Origin of the sequence: Paenibacillus sp. FSL H7-0942, from assembly GCF_045040715.1 — a bacterium.
GTDB lineage: Bacteria > Bacillota > Bacilli > Paenibacillales > Paenibacillaceae > Paenibacillus > Paenibacillus amylolyticus.
Genome location: NZ_CP150279.1, coordinates 6,901,828 through 6,918,635, shown reverse-complemented (window position 1 = coordinate 6,918,635; position 16,808 = coordinate 6,901,828). Strand labels below are relative to the sequence as shown.

General features: G+C 44.9%; 14 protein-coding genes. 12 read left to right on the top strand and 2 right to left on the bottom strand.

Features of this window, described 5'->3' with window-relative positions; all coding sequences use genetic code 11:
• Positions 1-11 precede the first annotated feature (11 nt).
• The 6 genes from srtB (at position 12) to MHI48_RS30215 (ending at position 4,285) form a co-directional block, all read left to right on the top strand.
• Positions 12-788, top strand: a complete 777-nt coding sequence (gene srtB / locus MHI48_RS30240) for a class B sortase (protein ID WP_405142635.1) — start codon at positions 12-14, stop codon at positions 786-788.
• A gap of 502 nt (positions 789-1,290) precedes the next feature.
• Complete coding sequence (locus MHI48_RS30235; protein WP_036611836.1) at positions 1,291-1,836, top strand: 50S ribosomal protein L25; 546 nt, start codon at positions 1,291-1,293, stop codon at positions 1,834-1,836.
• Between the two features lie 335 nt (positions 1,837-2,171).
• Positions 2,172-2,789: a hypothetical protein gene (locus MHI48_RS30230; RefSeq protein WP_405142632.1), complete on the top strand. Its 618-nt coding sequence runs from the start codon at positions 2,172-2,174 to the stop codon at positions 2,787-2,789.
• A gap of 12 nt (positions 2,790-2,801) precedes the next feature.
• Positions 2,802-3,080, top strand: coding sequence for a hypothetical protein (locus MHI48_RS30225; protein WP_100526859.1), 279 nt, complete (start codon positions 2,802-2,804; stop codon positions 3,078-3,080).
• A gap of 28 nt (positions 3,081-3,108) precedes the next feature.
• On the top strand, positions 3,109-3,669 hold the full coding sequence (locus MHI48_RS30220; protein WP_036671838.1) for a DUF4303 domain-containing protein: 561 nt from the start codon (positions 3,109-3,111) through the stop codon (positions 3,667-3,669).
• A gap of 277 nt (positions 3,670-3,946) precedes the next feature.
• Entirely contained in the window at positions 3,947-4,285 is a 339-nt protein-coding gene (locus tag MHI48_RS30215; RefSeq protein ID WP_051449797.1) for a hypothetical protein, read from the top strand.
• 84 nt (positions 4,286-4,369) lie between these two features.
• Here the strand turns inward: MHI48_RS30215 and MHI48_RS30210 are convergent, their stop codons facing one another.
• A complete protein-coding gene (locus MHI48_RS30210; protein ID WP_036671837.1) occupies positions 4,370-5,092 on the bottom strand; it encodes a YheC/YheD family protein in 723 nt (240 codons plus the stop codon).
• Between the two features lie 453 nt (positions 5,093-5,545).
• On the opposite strand from MHI48_RS30210, the gene MHI48_RS30205 reads away from it, so the two are divergent.
• The 5 genes from MHI48_RS30205 to MHI48_RS30185 all read left to right on the top strand — a co-directional run bounded on the left by MHI48_RS30205 (position 5,546) and on the right by MHI48_RS30185 (position 13,503).
• Complete coding sequence (locus tag MHI48_RS30205) at positions 5,546-6,640, top strand: bifunctional glycosyltransferase family 2/GtrA family protein (RefSeq protein ID WP_340018808.1); 1,095 nt, start codon at positions 5,546-5,548, stop codon at positions 6,638-6,640.
• Entirely contained in the window at positions 6,640-8,931 is a 2,292-nt protein-coding gene (locus tag MHI48_RS30200) for a glycosyltransferase family 2 protein (RefSeq protein ID WP_076329317.1), read from the top strand. Before MHI48_RS30205 ends, MHI48_RS30200 begins: the two co-directional genes overlap by 1 nt.
• 11 nt (positions 8,932-8,942) lie before the next feature.
• Positions 8,943-10,796 (top strand): hypothetical protein, encoded by a 1,854-nt coding sequence (locus MHI48_RS30195; protein ID WP_076329318.1) that lies wholly within the window; start codon positions 8,943-8,945, stop codon positions 10,794-10,796.
• A 192-nt stretch (positions 10,797-10,988) separates the two neighbouring features.
• A complete protein-coding gene (locus MHI48_RS30190) occupies positions 10,989-12,128 on the top strand; it encodes a 5-methyltetrahydropteroyltriglutamate--homocysteine S-methyltransferase (protein WP_076329319.1) in 1,140 nt (379 codons plus the stop codon).
• 601 nt (positions 12,129-12,729) lie between these two features.
• Positions 12,730-13,503 (top strand): leucine-rich repeat domain-containing protein, encoded by a 774-nt coding sequence (locus tag MHI48_RS30185; RefSeq protein ID WP_076329320.1) that lies wholly within the window; start codon positions 12,730-12,732, stop codon positions 13,501-13,503.
• Between the two features lie 162 nt (positions 13,504-13,665).
• On the opposite strand, the gene MHI48_RS30180 is transcribed toward MHI48_RS30185, so the two are convergent.
• Positions 13,666-14,757: a GntR family transcriptional regulator gene (locus MHI48_RS30180; RefSeq protein WP_076329370.1), complete on the bottom strand. Its 1,092-nt coding sequence runs from the start codon at positions 14,755-14,757 to the stop codon at positions 13,666-13,668.
• Between the two features lie 433 nt (positions 14,758-15,190).
• Between MHI48_RS30180 and MHI48_RS30175 the strand changes: the two genes are divergently transcribed.
• Entirely contained in the window at positions 15,191-16,807 is a 1,617-nt protein-coding gene (locus tag MHI48_RS30175) for a xylulokinase (RefSeq protein ID WP_076329321.1), read from the top strand.
• Position 16,808: the final 1 nt, after the last annotated feature.

The window sequence follows — 16,808 nt, the reverse complement described above, 5'->3', positions numbered from 1 at the left end:
GCGGTAAGAAAATGAGCAAAACTAAAAAAATTCTTATCGCTGTTTCCTTGCTTGTGTTGGTATTTTCACTTGTCAGTCTTGCGAGGACTTTCTTGCGAGATTATGCCGAGAAGCAGAAAATCGAAGAGTTAACAAAGGTTTGGAAAGAAGGATCAGAACAAGGTGGAGGGGATGCAATCCCCTCCCTTTTGTTCAATAAAGGCAATGAGCCGGTTATGCTTCCCGAATTTCGAGATCTTTACGAGAGGAACTCAGACATCGTCGGCTGGCTGAAGATTGACGGTACCCGAATTGAGTACCCAGTCATGCAGAGCCCACAGGATTCGGAGTACTATCTCAATCATGATTTTGATAAAAATGAAAACCAAGGCGGTCTTCCTTTTTTGGACGAGTCTAGTACGACCAACCATTCGGACATTTTGCTGATTCATGGTCATCACATGAAAAGTGGTTGGATGTTTAAAGATTTAATGAAGTACAAGAACGAAAGCTTTTATCAAGAACATGCGACGTTCCAGTTCAGCACGCTTTATGAAAAGGAAGAGTATGAAATTGTTGCCGTTATTCTGTCAAAAGTTTATCGCAAATCGGACGACGTGTTTAAATACTACCAGATTGAGAATGTAAATACGCCCGCCGAGTTCGATTCATATGTTCAGAATATCAAACAACGCTCTCTTTATGACACAGGCGTAACAGCACAGTATGGTGACAAGCTTATTGTGCTGTCCACATGCGAGTATTCGACCGAAAACGGTAGGTTAGCGGTGGTGGCCCGAAAGCTTTAATTGACGATGCTGAAACACAAAATTAATCTGCTTTATTTCGCGTTCTCTCCTTAGAGGACGCGATTTTTCTTGTCCCCGAAATAAGGTGCTCATGGACATGTGGCTTGAGGAATTACGCAGATCGATAAATTCTGACGAATCCAACGAGTATCGAGGATGTATACATTTGAGATGAGGACATGAAGGCCACTCCATCGTTGGGGTGGTCTCTATGCTGATCAACGACGCGGACTGGAAGGAGACGCTTTTGATCATATTATGGGGTTAAATCGACAAATCTATGTTTCTATGATAGGGTTGAAGCATCCCATAGGCATTCTACTCTTCGGAGTAGAGTGCCTTCATGTATATTATGGGTGCTTACATTAAATGTATTTTAAAATTAATTGGATCGTATATGGAGGTGGTGATGCTATGTTTCTCTCTTTAGCCCCAACAGGGGATGGTTGGATGAGTATGAAAAATGTGAAAATATCATTTAATAAAGAGGAGCGAACATAGCATGACTACTAGTTTTCAAGCGGAGAACCGCATTCCATTAAATACATCCCGACTTAGGGATTTACGTAAATCCGGGCGTTTGCCAGGTATTGTTTTTGGCAAAAATACGGAGAATGAAATGATTCATATTCCAACAATACAATTTCAAAAATGGTTGAAGCAGGGTACGTCTGGTTTTATCGAACTGCAGTTTGAAGAGAAAGGCTCATTGACTGTATTGTTGGAAGATCTCCAGCGTGATCCAGTTACACGGGATTTACTTCATGTGGATTTTCAGCAGGTGCAGACCAATGAGATCCTGCGTACTAAAATTCCTGTGAAGTTCAACGGCACACCGATTGGCACAAAGCAGGGCGGAGTCGTGCAAGTTCAATTATCTTCTATTGAAGTGGAGGCATTGCCGAGACACTTGCCAACGTCGATTGAATTCGACATTAGTGCTATGGACCTTGGTGAAACGTTACATGTAAGTGATGCTACGTTTGCACCAGATGTGACGGTGATCTCTGAGGGGAATGAGTCTCTTCTCTCTGTAGTTAAACCTTAACAATTTCAAATTCGCAAAGCTGAATAAGTCAAAATTAGCCGTACGGGTGATATTCCGTACGGCTAATTTGTGCTGATTACGAGATGTTGGCGTGCTCCCATCCTTACAAGGCGGGTAGTCTGGAATTCACCTCACGTATGTCTTTTGCTCGCATACAGGCGCAATGATCCTGATATTTCGCTACCTTTTCAAAGTTCATTCGCAAAATTCAAGTGTAAAGTAGGTAGACTCAGGAAAGGTAATCACTATAATGGAAATAAGATACATATATATTGAACCCGAACTGCTAAGGTCATTGGCATAACATTTCTAAACAGGGCGGTGAGCGAAAAGAAATGGACAAATTAAAGAATAGCGGATTCTATAAACTGAGATTCTTCATCACTCCTGAAGAGTTTAAAAGCCTTTTGCAGCTTTTGGAGCATCGGCAAGCGCAATTCCATCGTACCAATGCTGCCCGAACAGAGCATGACTATAATCAGGTGTACGAGGAGTATCAGACGTTCTATCAGTATTTTGTGGCAGGAGAAAAGAGAGATGACATCCATCCCTTCTTTGTTTACTCTATTTCTATTGCATCAGATCAAGAAAGTTCAGGATTTTTTGTAAGAAATGAAGGAGTTTCTTTTCCATACCACGGACAATGGGCAGAGGATGAACTGCCGTGTATCTTGCTTTCATTTCCGAAAGGTTTTCAAGTTAATTTGGAAGATGAAAAAGGAAAGTACTATATATATGAGGATATCCGGGACCATAAGCCGCTAACCTATGCGCTTTTCGATGAAATAAGAGACTCTATCAAAAAAATGACAAAACCCCTTCGCTTCTCAGCCCTTGATGCAGATGCGATGAAGGAGCAAAAGCCCTCTGTGCGTATAAGCCATGATGCAATGCACGACTTGAGCCAATCGTGGATATTCAGTAAATATGGACTTGTGATTCATGGCAAATAGGAGGGGGACGAAATGATGTTCGCCCTAAAGCTTATCTGTACCTGGGTACTGCTAGTCGCCTCATGTTCCGCAGTATGGTGGAGTTTCAGAACAGAAAAGCTTATAACCATCTCATGGCTGGCATTTTTGCTACCGGCTGTCTTCCAGCTTGTTACGGCTTTCCGGATTGGTCCAGGCCAAGCAAAGTCACTCATCGTGTTTGGCTGCATCAATCTAGTGTTTGCTGCCCTTGTGGGTGCAGGTGTCTGGTATCTAGTCCAAATAGCCAATTCATATCGAAGGGGCAAATGATCAACGAATGGAAAGGGGAACTCTATTCATGAAGCCAATGCAAGAAATAGAGACACTGGCCATAGAGATCGCTGCTGCCGCCAGAACGTCTTTTTGTACTCTTTTTGAAAATGGTGAACGTTACTATTATTGTACGTTATACACTACTGGCGAAGGACATGCGCCAAGCATCTCTGCATGGTCGTGGGAAGCTTTGGCGTTGGAATCGGCTAGGCAAGCAGAGGAAAGTGATACACCTGTATCCACGATTGCGGATCTCATCAAATGGTCGTATGCGGATTCGCCCTATTGTTGTTTTGGGGATGATCACTTTGACGATGTCAAACAACGATATAACGAGCGTCCTTTCATTGCGGAACTGGAGAATGATGATTGGAATCGCGAGTTGGATTTGAGGCTGAACGCCATGGAGCTGGCGATGAAAATGCTCGATGATGAAGGCGTGTTTGCCTTAAATCAACCACGAGAGTCCGTATGTGTCCTTGTTGAAGTCATGCCGCCGGATAAGATCAATACCGAAATTGCCTTACGTTTGAATCGGGCAGAATCTACGGCTATGCAAGCATGGTTGGCGGAGGCGGCAGAATAGAAGCATCAGGAGCGTTACTACGATGCTCGCAAGGCATACATACGACTTAATCTCGACAATCTTACTGAATCGGAAAATAGTAGACGATCAAATTTCCCGAACTACCTTTGTACATTAAAGGGTGGTTCTTTTTCGTGTTTGAGCTACGACATCAGAAGCTACCAGTTCCCCCTCTACCACTGTACAAACACACTTTTTCTGCCTTGTCCACATTTATACCTCACCAAAACTATTTAATTGCATCTAATAGATTATCAATAAAAAGGAGGTTTTGAGAATGGGAAATAGAAGACCTGGAGCACCTAGTGGTTATGACCCTGTTCAGATCTATAACTCGACTTCGTTTAATGCGAGTGGAGTAGTGGAGTATGCATCGATTTTTTGTAGCAACGATAGATATAGTGTTCAGCGTGACGAGACTTGGAGATCTTCCGACCGTGGTGTGTGCCTGGTAACTAGAATCACCGCGACGGTTAGAACACCGAGTGGAAATATTGAGGCTGAACCGTATACCTCTTCTGGTACTTCGTACAGCCAGTTCGCCATTATACAGGTAGGGGTAAATCAGTTCCGAGTGACACGTGTTACAAGTGCGATTAGAAAATGCCGGAAATAACCGAAGAGGGTTAATATCGAGATTAGGTACGAAACATGAAGAGACGACTTGCCCGGGCTAGCAGGCAGGTCGTCTTCTTTTGCTTTAATGTTCTTTGTACCATAATATTCTGCGGTGCATCGAGGAATCTTTCAAAAGTCGGAAAGGCCGTAAGGCTGGTTGATAATTGCCTTCTATAATCCAAATTCGCCGTTTCTTGTCGATGGCTATATCGAACCCGACTTGTCTAAGCATAGGGTAATGCTCTCCCAATCGTTTGGCAGCTAATCGTGCAACTTGTTCCGCTCTGACAAGTAAGCGCCGATCTCCAATTCGAGCCAGTCTCAGTGCTTTAAAAACGGGAATGGGGCGGTTATTCACATTGGTGACTTGGTATCCTTGTGCAGCGACTTTAGCATAGGAACCTGTCACGTTCCAAGTGGACGAGGAACTCTTTTTGCGCTGAACCATGATCCGAATGTCGAACGGCCTGTGTTTAATTTGAGCAAGCTGCAGACGCTTTTGGACAATATATTCATCACTTTTGATTGTTTGTTCGAACCATTCCAGTAACTGCTCGTTGTCTCTCATGGTGACTGTGTTATTTTCATTTTGAATACGATAAGCATTTGCACCGCTTCGTTTAATGAACAGGATACCCCTTCCGTAACTGCCATTACGAGGTTTCAGTACAACGCTGGGATACTGAAGAAGCATCTTCGTTAACGTATCCTTCTCAAGCAACTGTGTTTCTGGCAACCGTTCAGCGAGAGAGGGCTCATCGCGCAGAATGCCATACTGCAACCATTTGTCTCTTTCGAATAACATTGGAATCACAGCCTTTTTTTAATCGTCTATGGTAATTCTAATTCAAATTCGTGATTCGCATAAGTGACCATTCGTCCAGATTTGTAAGTCGATGCATGTCCAATCGGTCGATGGAGACAGAAGATGAACTTTTGCGGAAATTACTGCATTCTGGGAAGGCGCTCATTCACGCTTTGAGTGCTTCTGGATACGCAGGCTCACTTCTATCACCACCGTGGATAACGGCATGCCGTGCTGGTACATGTACTGAAACAAGAGCCAAATGTGAAATGGTTTGAGTAGTACTAGACTGACCTTCCACTAGTACTTTTTACCTATAAATTAGCTTATAAAAAAGTGCGACTTTTTTACCAATATATATACAAATTATTCGTTTACTGTATGACTTTTCGATGTTATACTCACAATATTCAAAAAAATTTGTTGAAATATGTCGAATTGAGGCTTATCAGGATGATTATAGGTAAACAAAACGGCGAAGCGATCATCCTCATTCCATCACTTGAACCGGATGAGAGACTTCCAACCTATGTACGGCAATTGCGAGAGTATGGATTGACCAATATTGTTATTGTGGACGACGGATCGGGTGAGGCCTACCAGTCGATTTTCGAGGAGCTTCGTGAGAATGGTTGTGCTCTGCTAACACATGCGGAAAATCAGGGGAAGGGTGCGGCACTCAAGACCGGATTTGAGTATATTGGGAAGCAATTCGACGCATCTTCCTTCGTCGTAACCGCTGATTCAGACGGACAACACGCAGCTGAGGATGTATACCTCATAGCCCAAGAAGCAAGGATTTATCCGGACTCATTGGTGCTCGGGGTAAGAAACTTCAGCGAGGGGAATATACCCCCAAAGTCCCTGTTAGGCAATCGAATGACCTCCTTTATTTTTGCCATGCTCTATGGTAAAAAACTGTCAGATACCCAGACTGGGCTTCGTGCCTTCGGTCCAGGGTTACTTGCGTTTATGCAGGATGTTCGCGGCACTCGATTTGAATATGAGCTGCAGATGCTCATCTCGTGCATTCAGTCTGGCATACCGATTCATACGATGCCAATCCAAGTCATTTATGAAAATGGCAATGCGGGAACTCATTTTAAAGCAATCCAGGATAGTGCCCGAGTAATGGGTGTGTTGTTCTCCAATTTTCTGCGGTTCATTTCATCATCTGTGGCCAGTTCTGTTGTTGATTTGGGTATCGCCTGGTTTTTGATCGACGCGTTGCGGCCCATGTTGGGTGAGCAGCACTATTTAAGAATTCTGCTTGCAACTGTGATTGCGAGAGTGATTTCAATTGTAGTCAACTATGTACTGAACAGACACTTTGTATTTCGCAAAGAGGATAGCCAGGGAAGTCTATGGCGCTATCTAACGTTATGCGGAGTAGTGATCTTGCTGTCCAGTACCGGTGTATATATATTCCATACCGTTCTCTTCGTAGATGAGAAATTGGCGAAATTCGTCTGTGATGCCTTGCTGTTCCTGCTCAGTTTCCAATTGCAGCGAAGATGGGTATTTGCAGCAAGGAGGAAGCAGTTGTAGTGCAAAACGAAAAAAGGCAGAATATCTTTTTTGTCATCACGATGATCCTGATGTCGATTTATTTGGTATGGCGCACGTTCTTTACGTTGCCATGGGGTGAGGGCGTACTGAACGTCATTTTTGGTATGCTGCTGATTGTGGCTGAAACGGTCACCGTACTGACAACCTTTGAATTATTCTTTCAAAAGATGCAAAAAGAACGTACACAGCTCGATTTTCCAATCGTTCCGCCGGAGTATTATCCGGATGTGGATGTATTTATTGCTACGCATAATGAGCCCGTTGATCTGTTATATAAAACCGTTAATGCCTGTACGTTCATGGATTACCCGGACAAGCAGAAGGTTCATATCTATCTCTGTGACGATGGAGCGAGACCAGAGGTGGAGGAGCTTGCCAAACAGTTTGGCGTGGGGTATCTGGGGTTCCCCGGAAACAAGGATGCCAAGTCTGGTAATCTGAACAATGCACTGAGCAAAAGCTCTTCCCCGCTCATTGCAACGTTTGATGCGGATATGATTCCACAGCACACCTTTTTGATGAAAACGGTACCCTATTTCATGCTCTCCACGTTTATTAAGGAGAATGAGGTATGGCGTCCTCGCCGAGAGGACGAGATGGACCCTAAGTTCAAGCTTGGTCTGGTACAGACCCCGCAAAGCTTCTACAATCCGGATCTATTCCAGTTTAACCTGTATGCAGAGCAAGGTATTCCGAATGAACAGGATTTCTTCTCCAGAGAAGTGAACATCCTGCGTAATGCCTCCAATGCGGTAGCCTATACAGGAAGTAATACGATTATTTCCCGCCAAGGTATGGAAGACATCGGAGGTTTTCCGCTCAATACAATCACCGAGGACTTTGAGACAAGCATCCGCTTGCAGCAGGAAGGTTATATTACCTATGCGACTCAAGAGGTTCAAGCTGCCGGGCAGACAACAACAACAGTGAAGAGCATGATTAAACAACGGATTCGTTGGGCACGGGGTATCATTCAGAGCCTGCAGAATACGCGTGCACCCTTATCTGGCAAGCTTCCTTTCTGGACGAGAGTGACCTATTTAAGCAGTTTCTTATACTGGTGGTCCTTCTTTAATCGGTTGATTTTCATTTTGGCACCTATTTTGTTTGCGTTGTTCGACTTCCAGATTGTGAACACAACTTTCTGGCAAATCTTAATATTCTGGCTTCCATCTTATTTCTTCTATAGTGTATCCATGCGATATCTGTCCAGCAATATTCGGAATCAGCGATGGAGTCAGGTTATCGATACCATATTCATGCCTTATCTGATCTGGCCGGTTCTACTGGAGACGCTGGGTATTCGTGAGAAAAAATTCAAAGTCACCAACAAAAGCAGAGCAAGCGGTCGGCAATGGATGTCTGCTCTGTTATATGCACTTCCGCATATCTTCTTGCTGTTGCTTTCCATTGCAGCCGTGATTCGGTATGTGAATGGCAAGTACGGCATTGCGCTGTTCTTCAGCAGTATTATTATTTTCTGGCTGATTCATAACATGATTGCGCTGTGTTACGCCCTGTTCTTCATGGTTGGCCGCCGTGCGTACCGGGAGACAGAACGGATTCGGGCGCAGGAAGATGTCACGATTCACGACCAAGCCAACAATCTGCGTTATCAGGCCAAGACGGTGGATGTATCTGAGCAAGGTATTGCCTTCTATGTCCCATATCCCATTTATTTGGCTGAGCAGAAGATCATCTCTTTGGTTGTCAAAACCGACCGGTATAAGGCCAATCTCGATGCAGTCATCGTTTATGTGAAACAGGATGGAGAGGGCTGGCGTTACTCCGCAACGGTTCAGCCGATTGATGAGAATGATAACCGCCAATACATGCAAATCATCTACGACCGTAAACACTCGTTGCCAGAGCAGATGAATCTGTGGGATACGGCTTATGACGATATGTTACGTAATGTGAAAAAACGGATTGTTCAACCCAGATCGGATCAGCGAAAAATGCCGCGGCTTTCCCTTCAGCTTCCAGTTCATTTCACCAATGATGCTAGCTGTACGCTGCGTAGCTTCAATTATCGTTTCTTCTCCGCGACGGGTTTCCATGGTGATATTGCGGCAGGAGCGGTCGTTACTTTTTATACGAAGAGTAATATTGAAGTCATTTTGCAACATACGGGAAAAACGACAGCTCGTGAGCGCGAAGTGCTTCTCTCGGTGGAGAATATCGATGATATTGTGGAGAAGGGCCTGATCGACCAATTGTTGACTGATTTGATTGAGCCACATTCCGATCGTTCCACCAGAGAGGGTTAGGAGAGATAAAGATGCTCATTGTGCTTCATTTTGTGATGGGAGTTTTATTGATAATCTCCTTTGTTGGTTATATGCAGTTTGTTCGGAAGACATTTGCACTACGGTGGGAGTTTATCCCTGTATTTGTGTTTTCCTCGATTGCCTGCATCGTATATTTTGCTGGCTTGGCAGGTCAGCTCTTTATAGGAAGTATTATCGTGATGATACTCGGCTTGTTTCTTTTTAGAGATACGCTGGTTCGAGCTGTCCGACGAGGGACCAAGCCGAATGTATTGTTCTCGTTATTTCAGTTTTCTTTTCTGGGCGGAACGTTCATCTTTTTGCTGATTCTGTTCCAAAATCAATTGACACACTACGATAATTTCTCGCACTGGGCTATTGTATTGAAGCAGATGTTGAGTACAAATGCCTTTCCGACGCCAGACTCCAATCTGATTGATTTTAAAAACTATCCGCTCGGGACTTCGTCATTTATTTATTATGTCTGTCGCTTCATGGGGCATTCCCAGTCCGTGATGCTTTTGGCACAGGGTCTGCTTATCTTTTCCTGTTTTTATGCCATGTTTGGCATTATTTCGGAGAAGAAACGTTTTCTTCTGTACGCTTTTCTCGGACTCGGGTTATCGACGCTTTCTTTTTTCAATCTGACGATTCGGATCACCAATCTACTCGTGGATTTCTTGCTTCCGATCTACGCACTCGCGATCCTGGCGGTTATTTACCAATATCGGAATGAGATCATGAAGGCATGTATTGTTGTTCTTCCGCTTGCCGGATTGCTGACCATCATCAAAAGCACGGGTATTATTTTCGCCGCGATCGGCCTGATCTTCCTGGTGTATACATGGTTGAGAAATGGGCAACGCTCGAACTGGAAAGTCGGACTGGCTGTGCTTGGTACCATTGGTGGTTCACTACTTCCGTATTTCGGCTGGAGCTGGCGAATGGCGACGGTGTTCCAAGGCATTAATAACAAGTTCGAGGGAACAGCCTCGGTGATCAAAGCGGGCAAGACGGGAGAACAGAAATGGGAGATTCTGACGCTCTTCTTGAAATCAAGCATAGATATCACGTCCAGGCCTGTGCTCGGCATTGTACTTTTTCAACTTATCGCGATCGGAGCTTCGGTATTTGCTATCGTTGTGCTCAAGAAGAAGTGGAACTTATGGAAAGCATTAATTGCTTTGGACGTTGTTCTGTTACTGTACTATGCGGGTATTCTGGCGTTGTATCTCTTCTCCATGCCATTAGATGAAGCCATTGTCCTGGCAGGCTTTGAGCGTTATGCATCGAGTATCGTGGTGCTGTTCGCCGGTGGGCTGGTGTTGTGCGCTGCGATCGACCTGGAGCGATCATTCCACTATCGGATCGGTGAGGTGCCTGATTATCAATCCTTTAAGACGGTCAAGACGAAAGGTCATTATCAAAAAGGCATTATCGGCTGTATGGCGGTTGCGGCGACCATCCTTTTATCGGAATACAACGGGATCGTCTCGATTGCCAAAACCTACGATACAACGCTCCCTTACAAGATTCATGCGGTTACCGGTGATCGGTGGTACCCAGGTGGGCAGGTGGATAATAATAGATATCTCTTCTACGCCTCAGACAGGGACCAGCAGGTCACGAATTATTACATGCAATATGTAGGAAAGTATTTCTTGTATGCTCCACATGTGGACGGGATCGTGTTGTTCTATGAGGATAATATGGATAACCTTCTGAGCGGCTACGATTATCTGGTGGTCGTCGAGACGGATCTCAACGCCAAGTGGTTGCTGAAAAAGCATTATGGCATCGACATGCAAGAGGGGATTTATAAAATCACCCGTTCCGGGGATCAGATCGTTCTTACGTTGACTTGAGATCATAGATGTTGAGATCCTGTTCCGGGTATCCGGTCAGGTTAGATGGAATACATGATTGTATATAGAGTGTCCTTAAATATAGCCCGCTATAGCTAATACCTATAGCGGGCTATAACTCTTTCGTAGAACGGCTATTCCGATCGGATATGTTATATTTAATTCTATAATGATAAACGGGGAGATTAAACTATGAGCATACAAACAGAACCTAAACAACGAACAGTCACTCCATTTCGATATGATATTGTTGGCAGTTTCCTGCGCCCGAGTGCGTTGAAGGATGCCCGATTAAAATACCAGAACGGCGAAATTACCACGGAACAGTTGAATGAAGTGGAGAATGCCGAGATTGTGAAACTTGTACAGAAGCAAAAAGAGGTTGGCCTTCAGGCTGTAACGGACGGCGAATTCCGCCGCTCTTGGTGGCATCTGGACTTCTTCTGGGGACTGGATGGTGTAGAGCGGACAATCATTGAGGAAGGCTACCGATTCAACGGTGCGACATCCAGACCGGAAACAGCTCGTCTGAGTGGAAAAATCAGCTATAGCAGTCATCCATTTGTAGCGCATTATGCCTTCTTGAAAGAAGCGGCTGGGGAAGACGTTGTTGCCCGTCAGTCCATCCCAGCAGCTGCACAGTTCCTATTCGAATTGGACCGGGCAGATAATAAGGAAAGCACACAGGCCATCTATCCGAACCGCCAAGAGCTTCTCTCGGACATTGCCGGGGCGTACAAAGCATCCATCTTGGCCTTTTATGAAGCCGGCTGCCGTAGCATCCAGATTGATGATTGCACGTGGGGTGCACTGTGTGACCAACAGTTCATCACAGTGATGGAGCAGATTGGCGTTAATGTGGAAGAGTACGCAAACGAACTCGCAAAACTGAACGAAGATGTGGTATCTGGCCTGCCGGAAGACCTCGTGGTAACCACTCATGTCTGCCGCGGTAATTATGTTTCGACATTTGCAGGAGTCGGTGGCGGTTATGAGCCGATTGCGCAGACACTTCTGAGCATCGATAACTACTCTGGTTTCTATCTGGAGTTTGATACGGAACGAGCTGGTGACTTCAAGCCGCTTCGTTTCCTGAAGGACAATCAGCAGGTTGTACTTGGCCTCTTCTCTTCCAAATTCGGAGAGTTGGAGAACAAGGAAGATATCCTGAAACGGATTGAGGAAGCTACACAATATGTTGATCTGGATCGAATCTGCCTGAGCCCGCAATGCGGCTTCGCTTCCACGGAAGAAGGCAACCATCTGACCGAGGAACAGCAATGGCGCAAGCTTGCCTTCATTAAGGAAATTGCTGAAGAGCTCTGGAAGTAACTTTTTCAACGTCATTCATCATTCACGCATGTGTTATGTATAAGAAAAAATCGCTAAAAAGCCGTACGGACCATCTTCCGTATGGCTTTTTAGTGTATCCTCACTTTTGAGTGGATGTTTGATCAGAACCCATATCAGCCAAGAGAGTGAAGCCATAGGTAGAGATGAGAATAACGGATCAGGGAAGCGGCATGACTGAGGAAGAGGTGTGGTGGACAAAATAAAATAGCGACAGTTAGGACAAAGGGATCTTTGTCGCGACTGCCGCTATTTGTCTATCTCGCATGAAATCGCCCTTTAGGCACCACCATCGGTGATCCCGAAACGGGGTCTTCTATGACCGTACATTCCAATCCGAAAATGTCTTTGACCTGTGGGGCGGTTATCACCTCTGCGGGCTTACCCTCAGCCACAAGTTTCCCGGTATGAAGCGCAGAGGGTTACATTCCTTGATGAAGTAGTCCATTATCCGTTCTTAACGGAACAGTTATAGGATGAGAGCAGGAGGGGTTCTATTAAATTAGGATGAAAATAATATCCATGTATTACATTCCAGATCATGGTATATTTGTATTATTAAAATAATGTAAGGAGATTCTACATGCATAATCAATTCATCAAAAAGTTGATCGTACTTTGTTTGGTTTTTGTATTATTACCAGCAACGAGCGTTTTGGCTGCGTCGTCACTTATTAAGGACCCGGTCTTGGCCAAAGTTATTCGAGCAGATCTGAAGATGTCGGCTAAGAAGGAAATAAAGGCTGCCGATTTGAAAAAATTAAAATCTCTATATGCTATGGAATTAAAAAGTAAGATTTCTAACCTGCAAGGTCTTGAACATGCCGTTAATATGACGGATTTATTCTTGCCTGGTCAAAATATAAAAAATATTAAGCCACTCTACAAGTTAAAGAAATTGACGTTCTTAGCTGTTGAAGGCAATCAGATTGCAGATATCTCGCCACTTTTAGGTCTGACTAATCTGCAAAATCTGGTTATGGACGATAACAAAATCAAAAGCCTGGCTCCATTAAAAAATATGCATAAGCTGACCAGTTTACTCGCCAGTGGGAATCAGGTGACCGATCTAAGTCCGCTTCAGAAATTAAAGTTGGAATGGGTCATTATGAATGATAATAAAATTCAAGATCTGACACCTTTCAAGAACCATCCAACCTTGGAGTATCTATATGTAGAAGATAATCTCATTGAGGATATTGCAGTGCTCGAAACCATCCCACATCTAACAGAAGTATATTTGGCTAACAATCCGCTGAATGATCGAGCAGAACAGGTTGTGAAAAAGTTGGAGAAGAAAGGCGTCCTTGTAAGTCTGGTAAGCGAAGAAGAAGAAGAAGCGGATCAGGCGAAGTAGTTTTGATTAGAGAAGATGTATATGTATATGTATAGTAAGAAGAAGTAATCCCTCGTCAATAGTGAACAAAAACAAAGAAGGCCGCAGATATTCTGACGGCCTTCTTTAATTATGTTGGACAGAAACGCTCGGTAACAACTTAACGCCCGTCCCACAACAATATTATTCCACTACGATCTCCTTCACCGTCTCTCCCTCAACCAGCACCGGCTGATAGTAGGTGTTTGTTGGCAGATCCTTTTTGCCTTGCAGATTCTTGATCACCCAGTCGGCAGCATCACGGCCCATTTGCTCTTGGGGATGGGTTAGCGTTGTAAGCCTGATGTTGGCGTTCTTGGCGATGTACGAATTGTCCTGCCCAATGATGGATAACTCATCCGGGATCGAGATGCCGAGTTGCCTGCAGGCGTTCACGACCTCCAGTCCCACCTCATCGTTGTAACAGACGATTGCGGTGAGCGAATCCCTGTTTTCGTCCAGATACGTTGCTACATTAGAGGATAAACTCGGTTTCGATGCGGTATCAAAGGAAAGCACTTGCTCAGGATGGAACCTTAACTTCGCTTCACCCAGCGCCTTGATGTACCCCTTCATCCGGTACTTGCCTTGTAGATCATCCATTTTGGCAATAATGCCGATCTGGGTATGGCCTTTGGCGATCAATTCTCGTGTGGCAAGATAGCTGGATTGCACGTCATCCAGGCAGAAGAACGGAACCTCCAGCTCTTCATAGAACGCATTAATCATCGTAAACGGCACATCCTGCTCTTTGAAGGACAGGTAGTATGCAATGTTTGGGTTGTACAGATTACTTTTGGTCGGCTCGACAATCAGGCCATCCACACCATAGGAGAGCATCATTTCGAGGGCTTTTTTCTCCTGCGCTACATCATTATTAGTACTGGCCAGCAGTAACGAGTAGTTGTCCTCATTCAGACGACTCTCAATACCGCGAATGATGGACGGAAAGATGTAATCCGAGATGTATGTCGTGATCACACCAATCGTTTTCTTCGATGTGTTGCCGCCTGATCGAGAGCGATACTGATTGCTAACGTAGGTCCCTGAACCTTTTTCGCTTCGTAAAAATCCTTCATTAGATAACTCCAAAATAGCCTTCCGCACCGTCTGGCGACTTACGTTGTAGCTTTCCTGTAATGCCAACTCGGTGGGGATCTGTTCGCCTATGCTATATGTCCCCGAAAGGATATGACTCTTTATATCATCAATGATGACCTGATATTTTGGCTTCACGTAGTCCACTTCTTTCATCGTTACTCATCTATATCAACGTTGTTGTTCAAATAGTTGTACGTACATATTTTAGCATGATTCAGATAGGATGAAAATAAAACCGAACATTTTTCAAAATAAACCGTACATATCCAGCCTTTTTGAATGGAGGTGTACCTTACAGCATAGACAATTTACAGCCATTTAAGTCCTTTTATTGATCAAATAGAGCACGATATGTGCTCTTTGTAAGTATAACTATTATATATTATTGACAAATGTACGTACAAAAAATATACTAAGGCTGTCAGAAAAGGAAAGCGCATTCTTTGAAAACACAACAGGAGTATTTATACAAAATTCATTATTAGCTACTGCCATAAGTAAAAGCTTCACCTTATATATGCATCCTTTGGGATGTGAAATCGCGACCGGAGAGGGGATACACGTGATTATGAGTCAATTGGACTTGAAAGAAGCCATTACCAAGGGCGCTACTTCGCTCGGAATTGAATTTGGATCAACGCGGATTAAGGCGGTATTGATTGATGATCGTTTTGAGACCATCGCGTCAGGCAGTTATGAATGGGAGAACCTCCTGAAAGATGGATATTGGACGTACAACCAGGAGGATATCATCACAGGTCTGCAAACGGCTTATCGTGAGATGAAGCAAGATGTGGAACAGAAATACGGAATCACGCTGCGCACGGTCGGGTCTATCGGATTCTCGGCCATGATGCACGGATATATCGCGTTGGATAGCGCGGGTGAACTGTTGGTACCTTTCCGCACCTGGCGTAACGCTACGACGGGAGCAGCTGCAAGGGAGCTGACAGAGCTTCTGCAATTCAATATTCCGGAACGCTGGAGCATTGCCCACTTGTATCAAGCGATTTTGAACGAAGAGGTGCATGTACCACAGATCGATTACCTGACAACCTTGGCTGGATACATCCACTGGTTGCTGACGGGCAATAAGGCGATTGGGATCGGCGATGCTTCAGGCATTTTCCCAATTGACGAGTCTACACATAACTATCACCCATCCATGATCCAACAGTTCGACGAACAGATCGCAGGCAAAGGTTATCCGTGGAAAGTTGAGGACCTTCTGCCCAAGGTATATCTCGCGGGTGAGAATGCAGGTGAGCTAACGGAAGCGGGAGCCAAGTTACTCGACCCTTCGCAAGATCTGCAAGCAGGCATTCCGCTCTGCCCGCCAGAAGGCGATGCCGGAACGGGTATGGTGGCAACAAATAGCGTGAGAAAACGTACGGGCAACATCTCCGTTGGCACATCCGTATTTGCGATGATCGTACTGGAGAAGGAATTGTCCAAAGTGTATCCCGAGATCGATATGGTCACCACGCCGGATGGCAGTCCAGTAGGGATGGTGCATGCCAACAACTGTTCCAGTGATATCAACGCATGGGTTGGACTGTTCCGTGAATTCTCTCAAGCAATGGGATATGAAGTGGATAACGCCAAGTTGTTTAGCGTGTTGTTTAACAAGGCTTTGGAGGCAGACCCTGATGGTGGTGGCTTGCTCAGCTACGGTTACTACTCAGGTGAGAACATTACGGGACTTGAGAAAGGCCGTCCATTGTTCGTCCGCTCCCCGGAAAGCAACTTCAATCTGGCAAACTTCATGCGGACACATCTGTTCAGTGCCTTCGGTGCACTCAAGTTGGGTATGGACATTTTGACGGAGGAAGAGAATGTAGCCATTGACAGTATTTTGGCGCATGGTGGCCTGTTCAAGACTCCTGTCGTCGGGCAACGGATTGTAGCTGCTGCGATGAACGTACCGGTGTCGGTAATGTCTACTGCTGGTGAAGGAGGCGCATGGGGTATGGCACTTCTGGCCTCGTACATGATCAACAAGGATCAAGAGGAGAGCCTGGATGTGTTCCTGGAGCAGAAAGTCTTTAACGATGTTGAGGGAGTCGAAGTGGCGCCGGATGCATCGGATGTGAAAGGGTTTGAAGCATTTATCAAACGCTACCGGAGTGGACTTGCGATTGAGCAATCAGCTGTAGATCATCTGGTAGAGAACGGGAGGGAATAAC

Bases quoted from the DNA above. Each gene is read 5' to 3' on its own strand.
- srtB (WP_405142635.1), top strand. From the start codon at position 12: ATGAGCAAAACTAAAAAAATTCTTATCGCTGTTTCCTTGCTTGTGTTG.
- MHI48_RS30205 (WP_340018808.1), top strand. From the start codon at position 5,546: ATGATTATAGGTAAACAAAACGGCGAAGCGATCATCCTCATTCCATCA.
- MHI48_RS30190 (WP_076329319.1), top strand. From the start codon at position 10,989: ATGAGCATACAAACAGAACCTAAACAACGAACAGTCACTCCATTTCGA.
- MHI48_RS30235 (WP_036611836.1), top strand. From the start codon at position 1,291: ATGACTACTAGTTTTCAAGCGGAGAACCGCATTCCATTAAATACATCC.
- MHI48_RS30185 (WP_076329320.1), top strand. From the start codon at position 12,730: ATGCATAATCAATTCATCAAAAAGTTGATCGTACTTTGTTTGGTTTTT.
- MHI48_RS30215 (WP_051449797.1), top strand. From the start codon at position 3,947: ATGGGAAATAGAAGACCTGGAGCACCTAGTGGTTATGACCCTGTTCAG.
- MHI48_RS30230 (WP_405142632.1), top strand. From the start codon at position 2,172: ATGGACAAATTAAAGAATAGCGGATTCTATAAACTGAGATTCTTCATC.
- MHI48_RS30175 (WP_076329321.1), top strand. From the start codon at position 15,191: ATGAGTCAATTGGACTTGAAAGAAGCCATTACCAAGGGCGCTACTTCG.
- MHI48_RS30195 (WP_076329318.1), top strand. From the start codon at position 8,943: ATGCTCATTGTGCTTCATTTTGTGATGGGAGTTTTATTGATAATCTCC.
- MHI48_RS30220 (WP_036671838.1), top strand. From the start codon at position 3,109: ATGAAGCCAATGCAAGAAATAGAGACACTGGCCATAGAGATCGCTGCT.
- MHI48_RS30225 (WP_100526859.1), top strand. From the start codon at position 2,802: ATGATGTTCGCCCTAAAGCTTATCTGTACCTGGGTACTGCTAGTCGCC.
- MHI48_RS30210 (WP_036671837.1), bottom strand. From the start codon at position 5,092: ATGTTATTCGAAAGAGACAAATGGTTGCAGTATGGCATTCTGCGCGAT.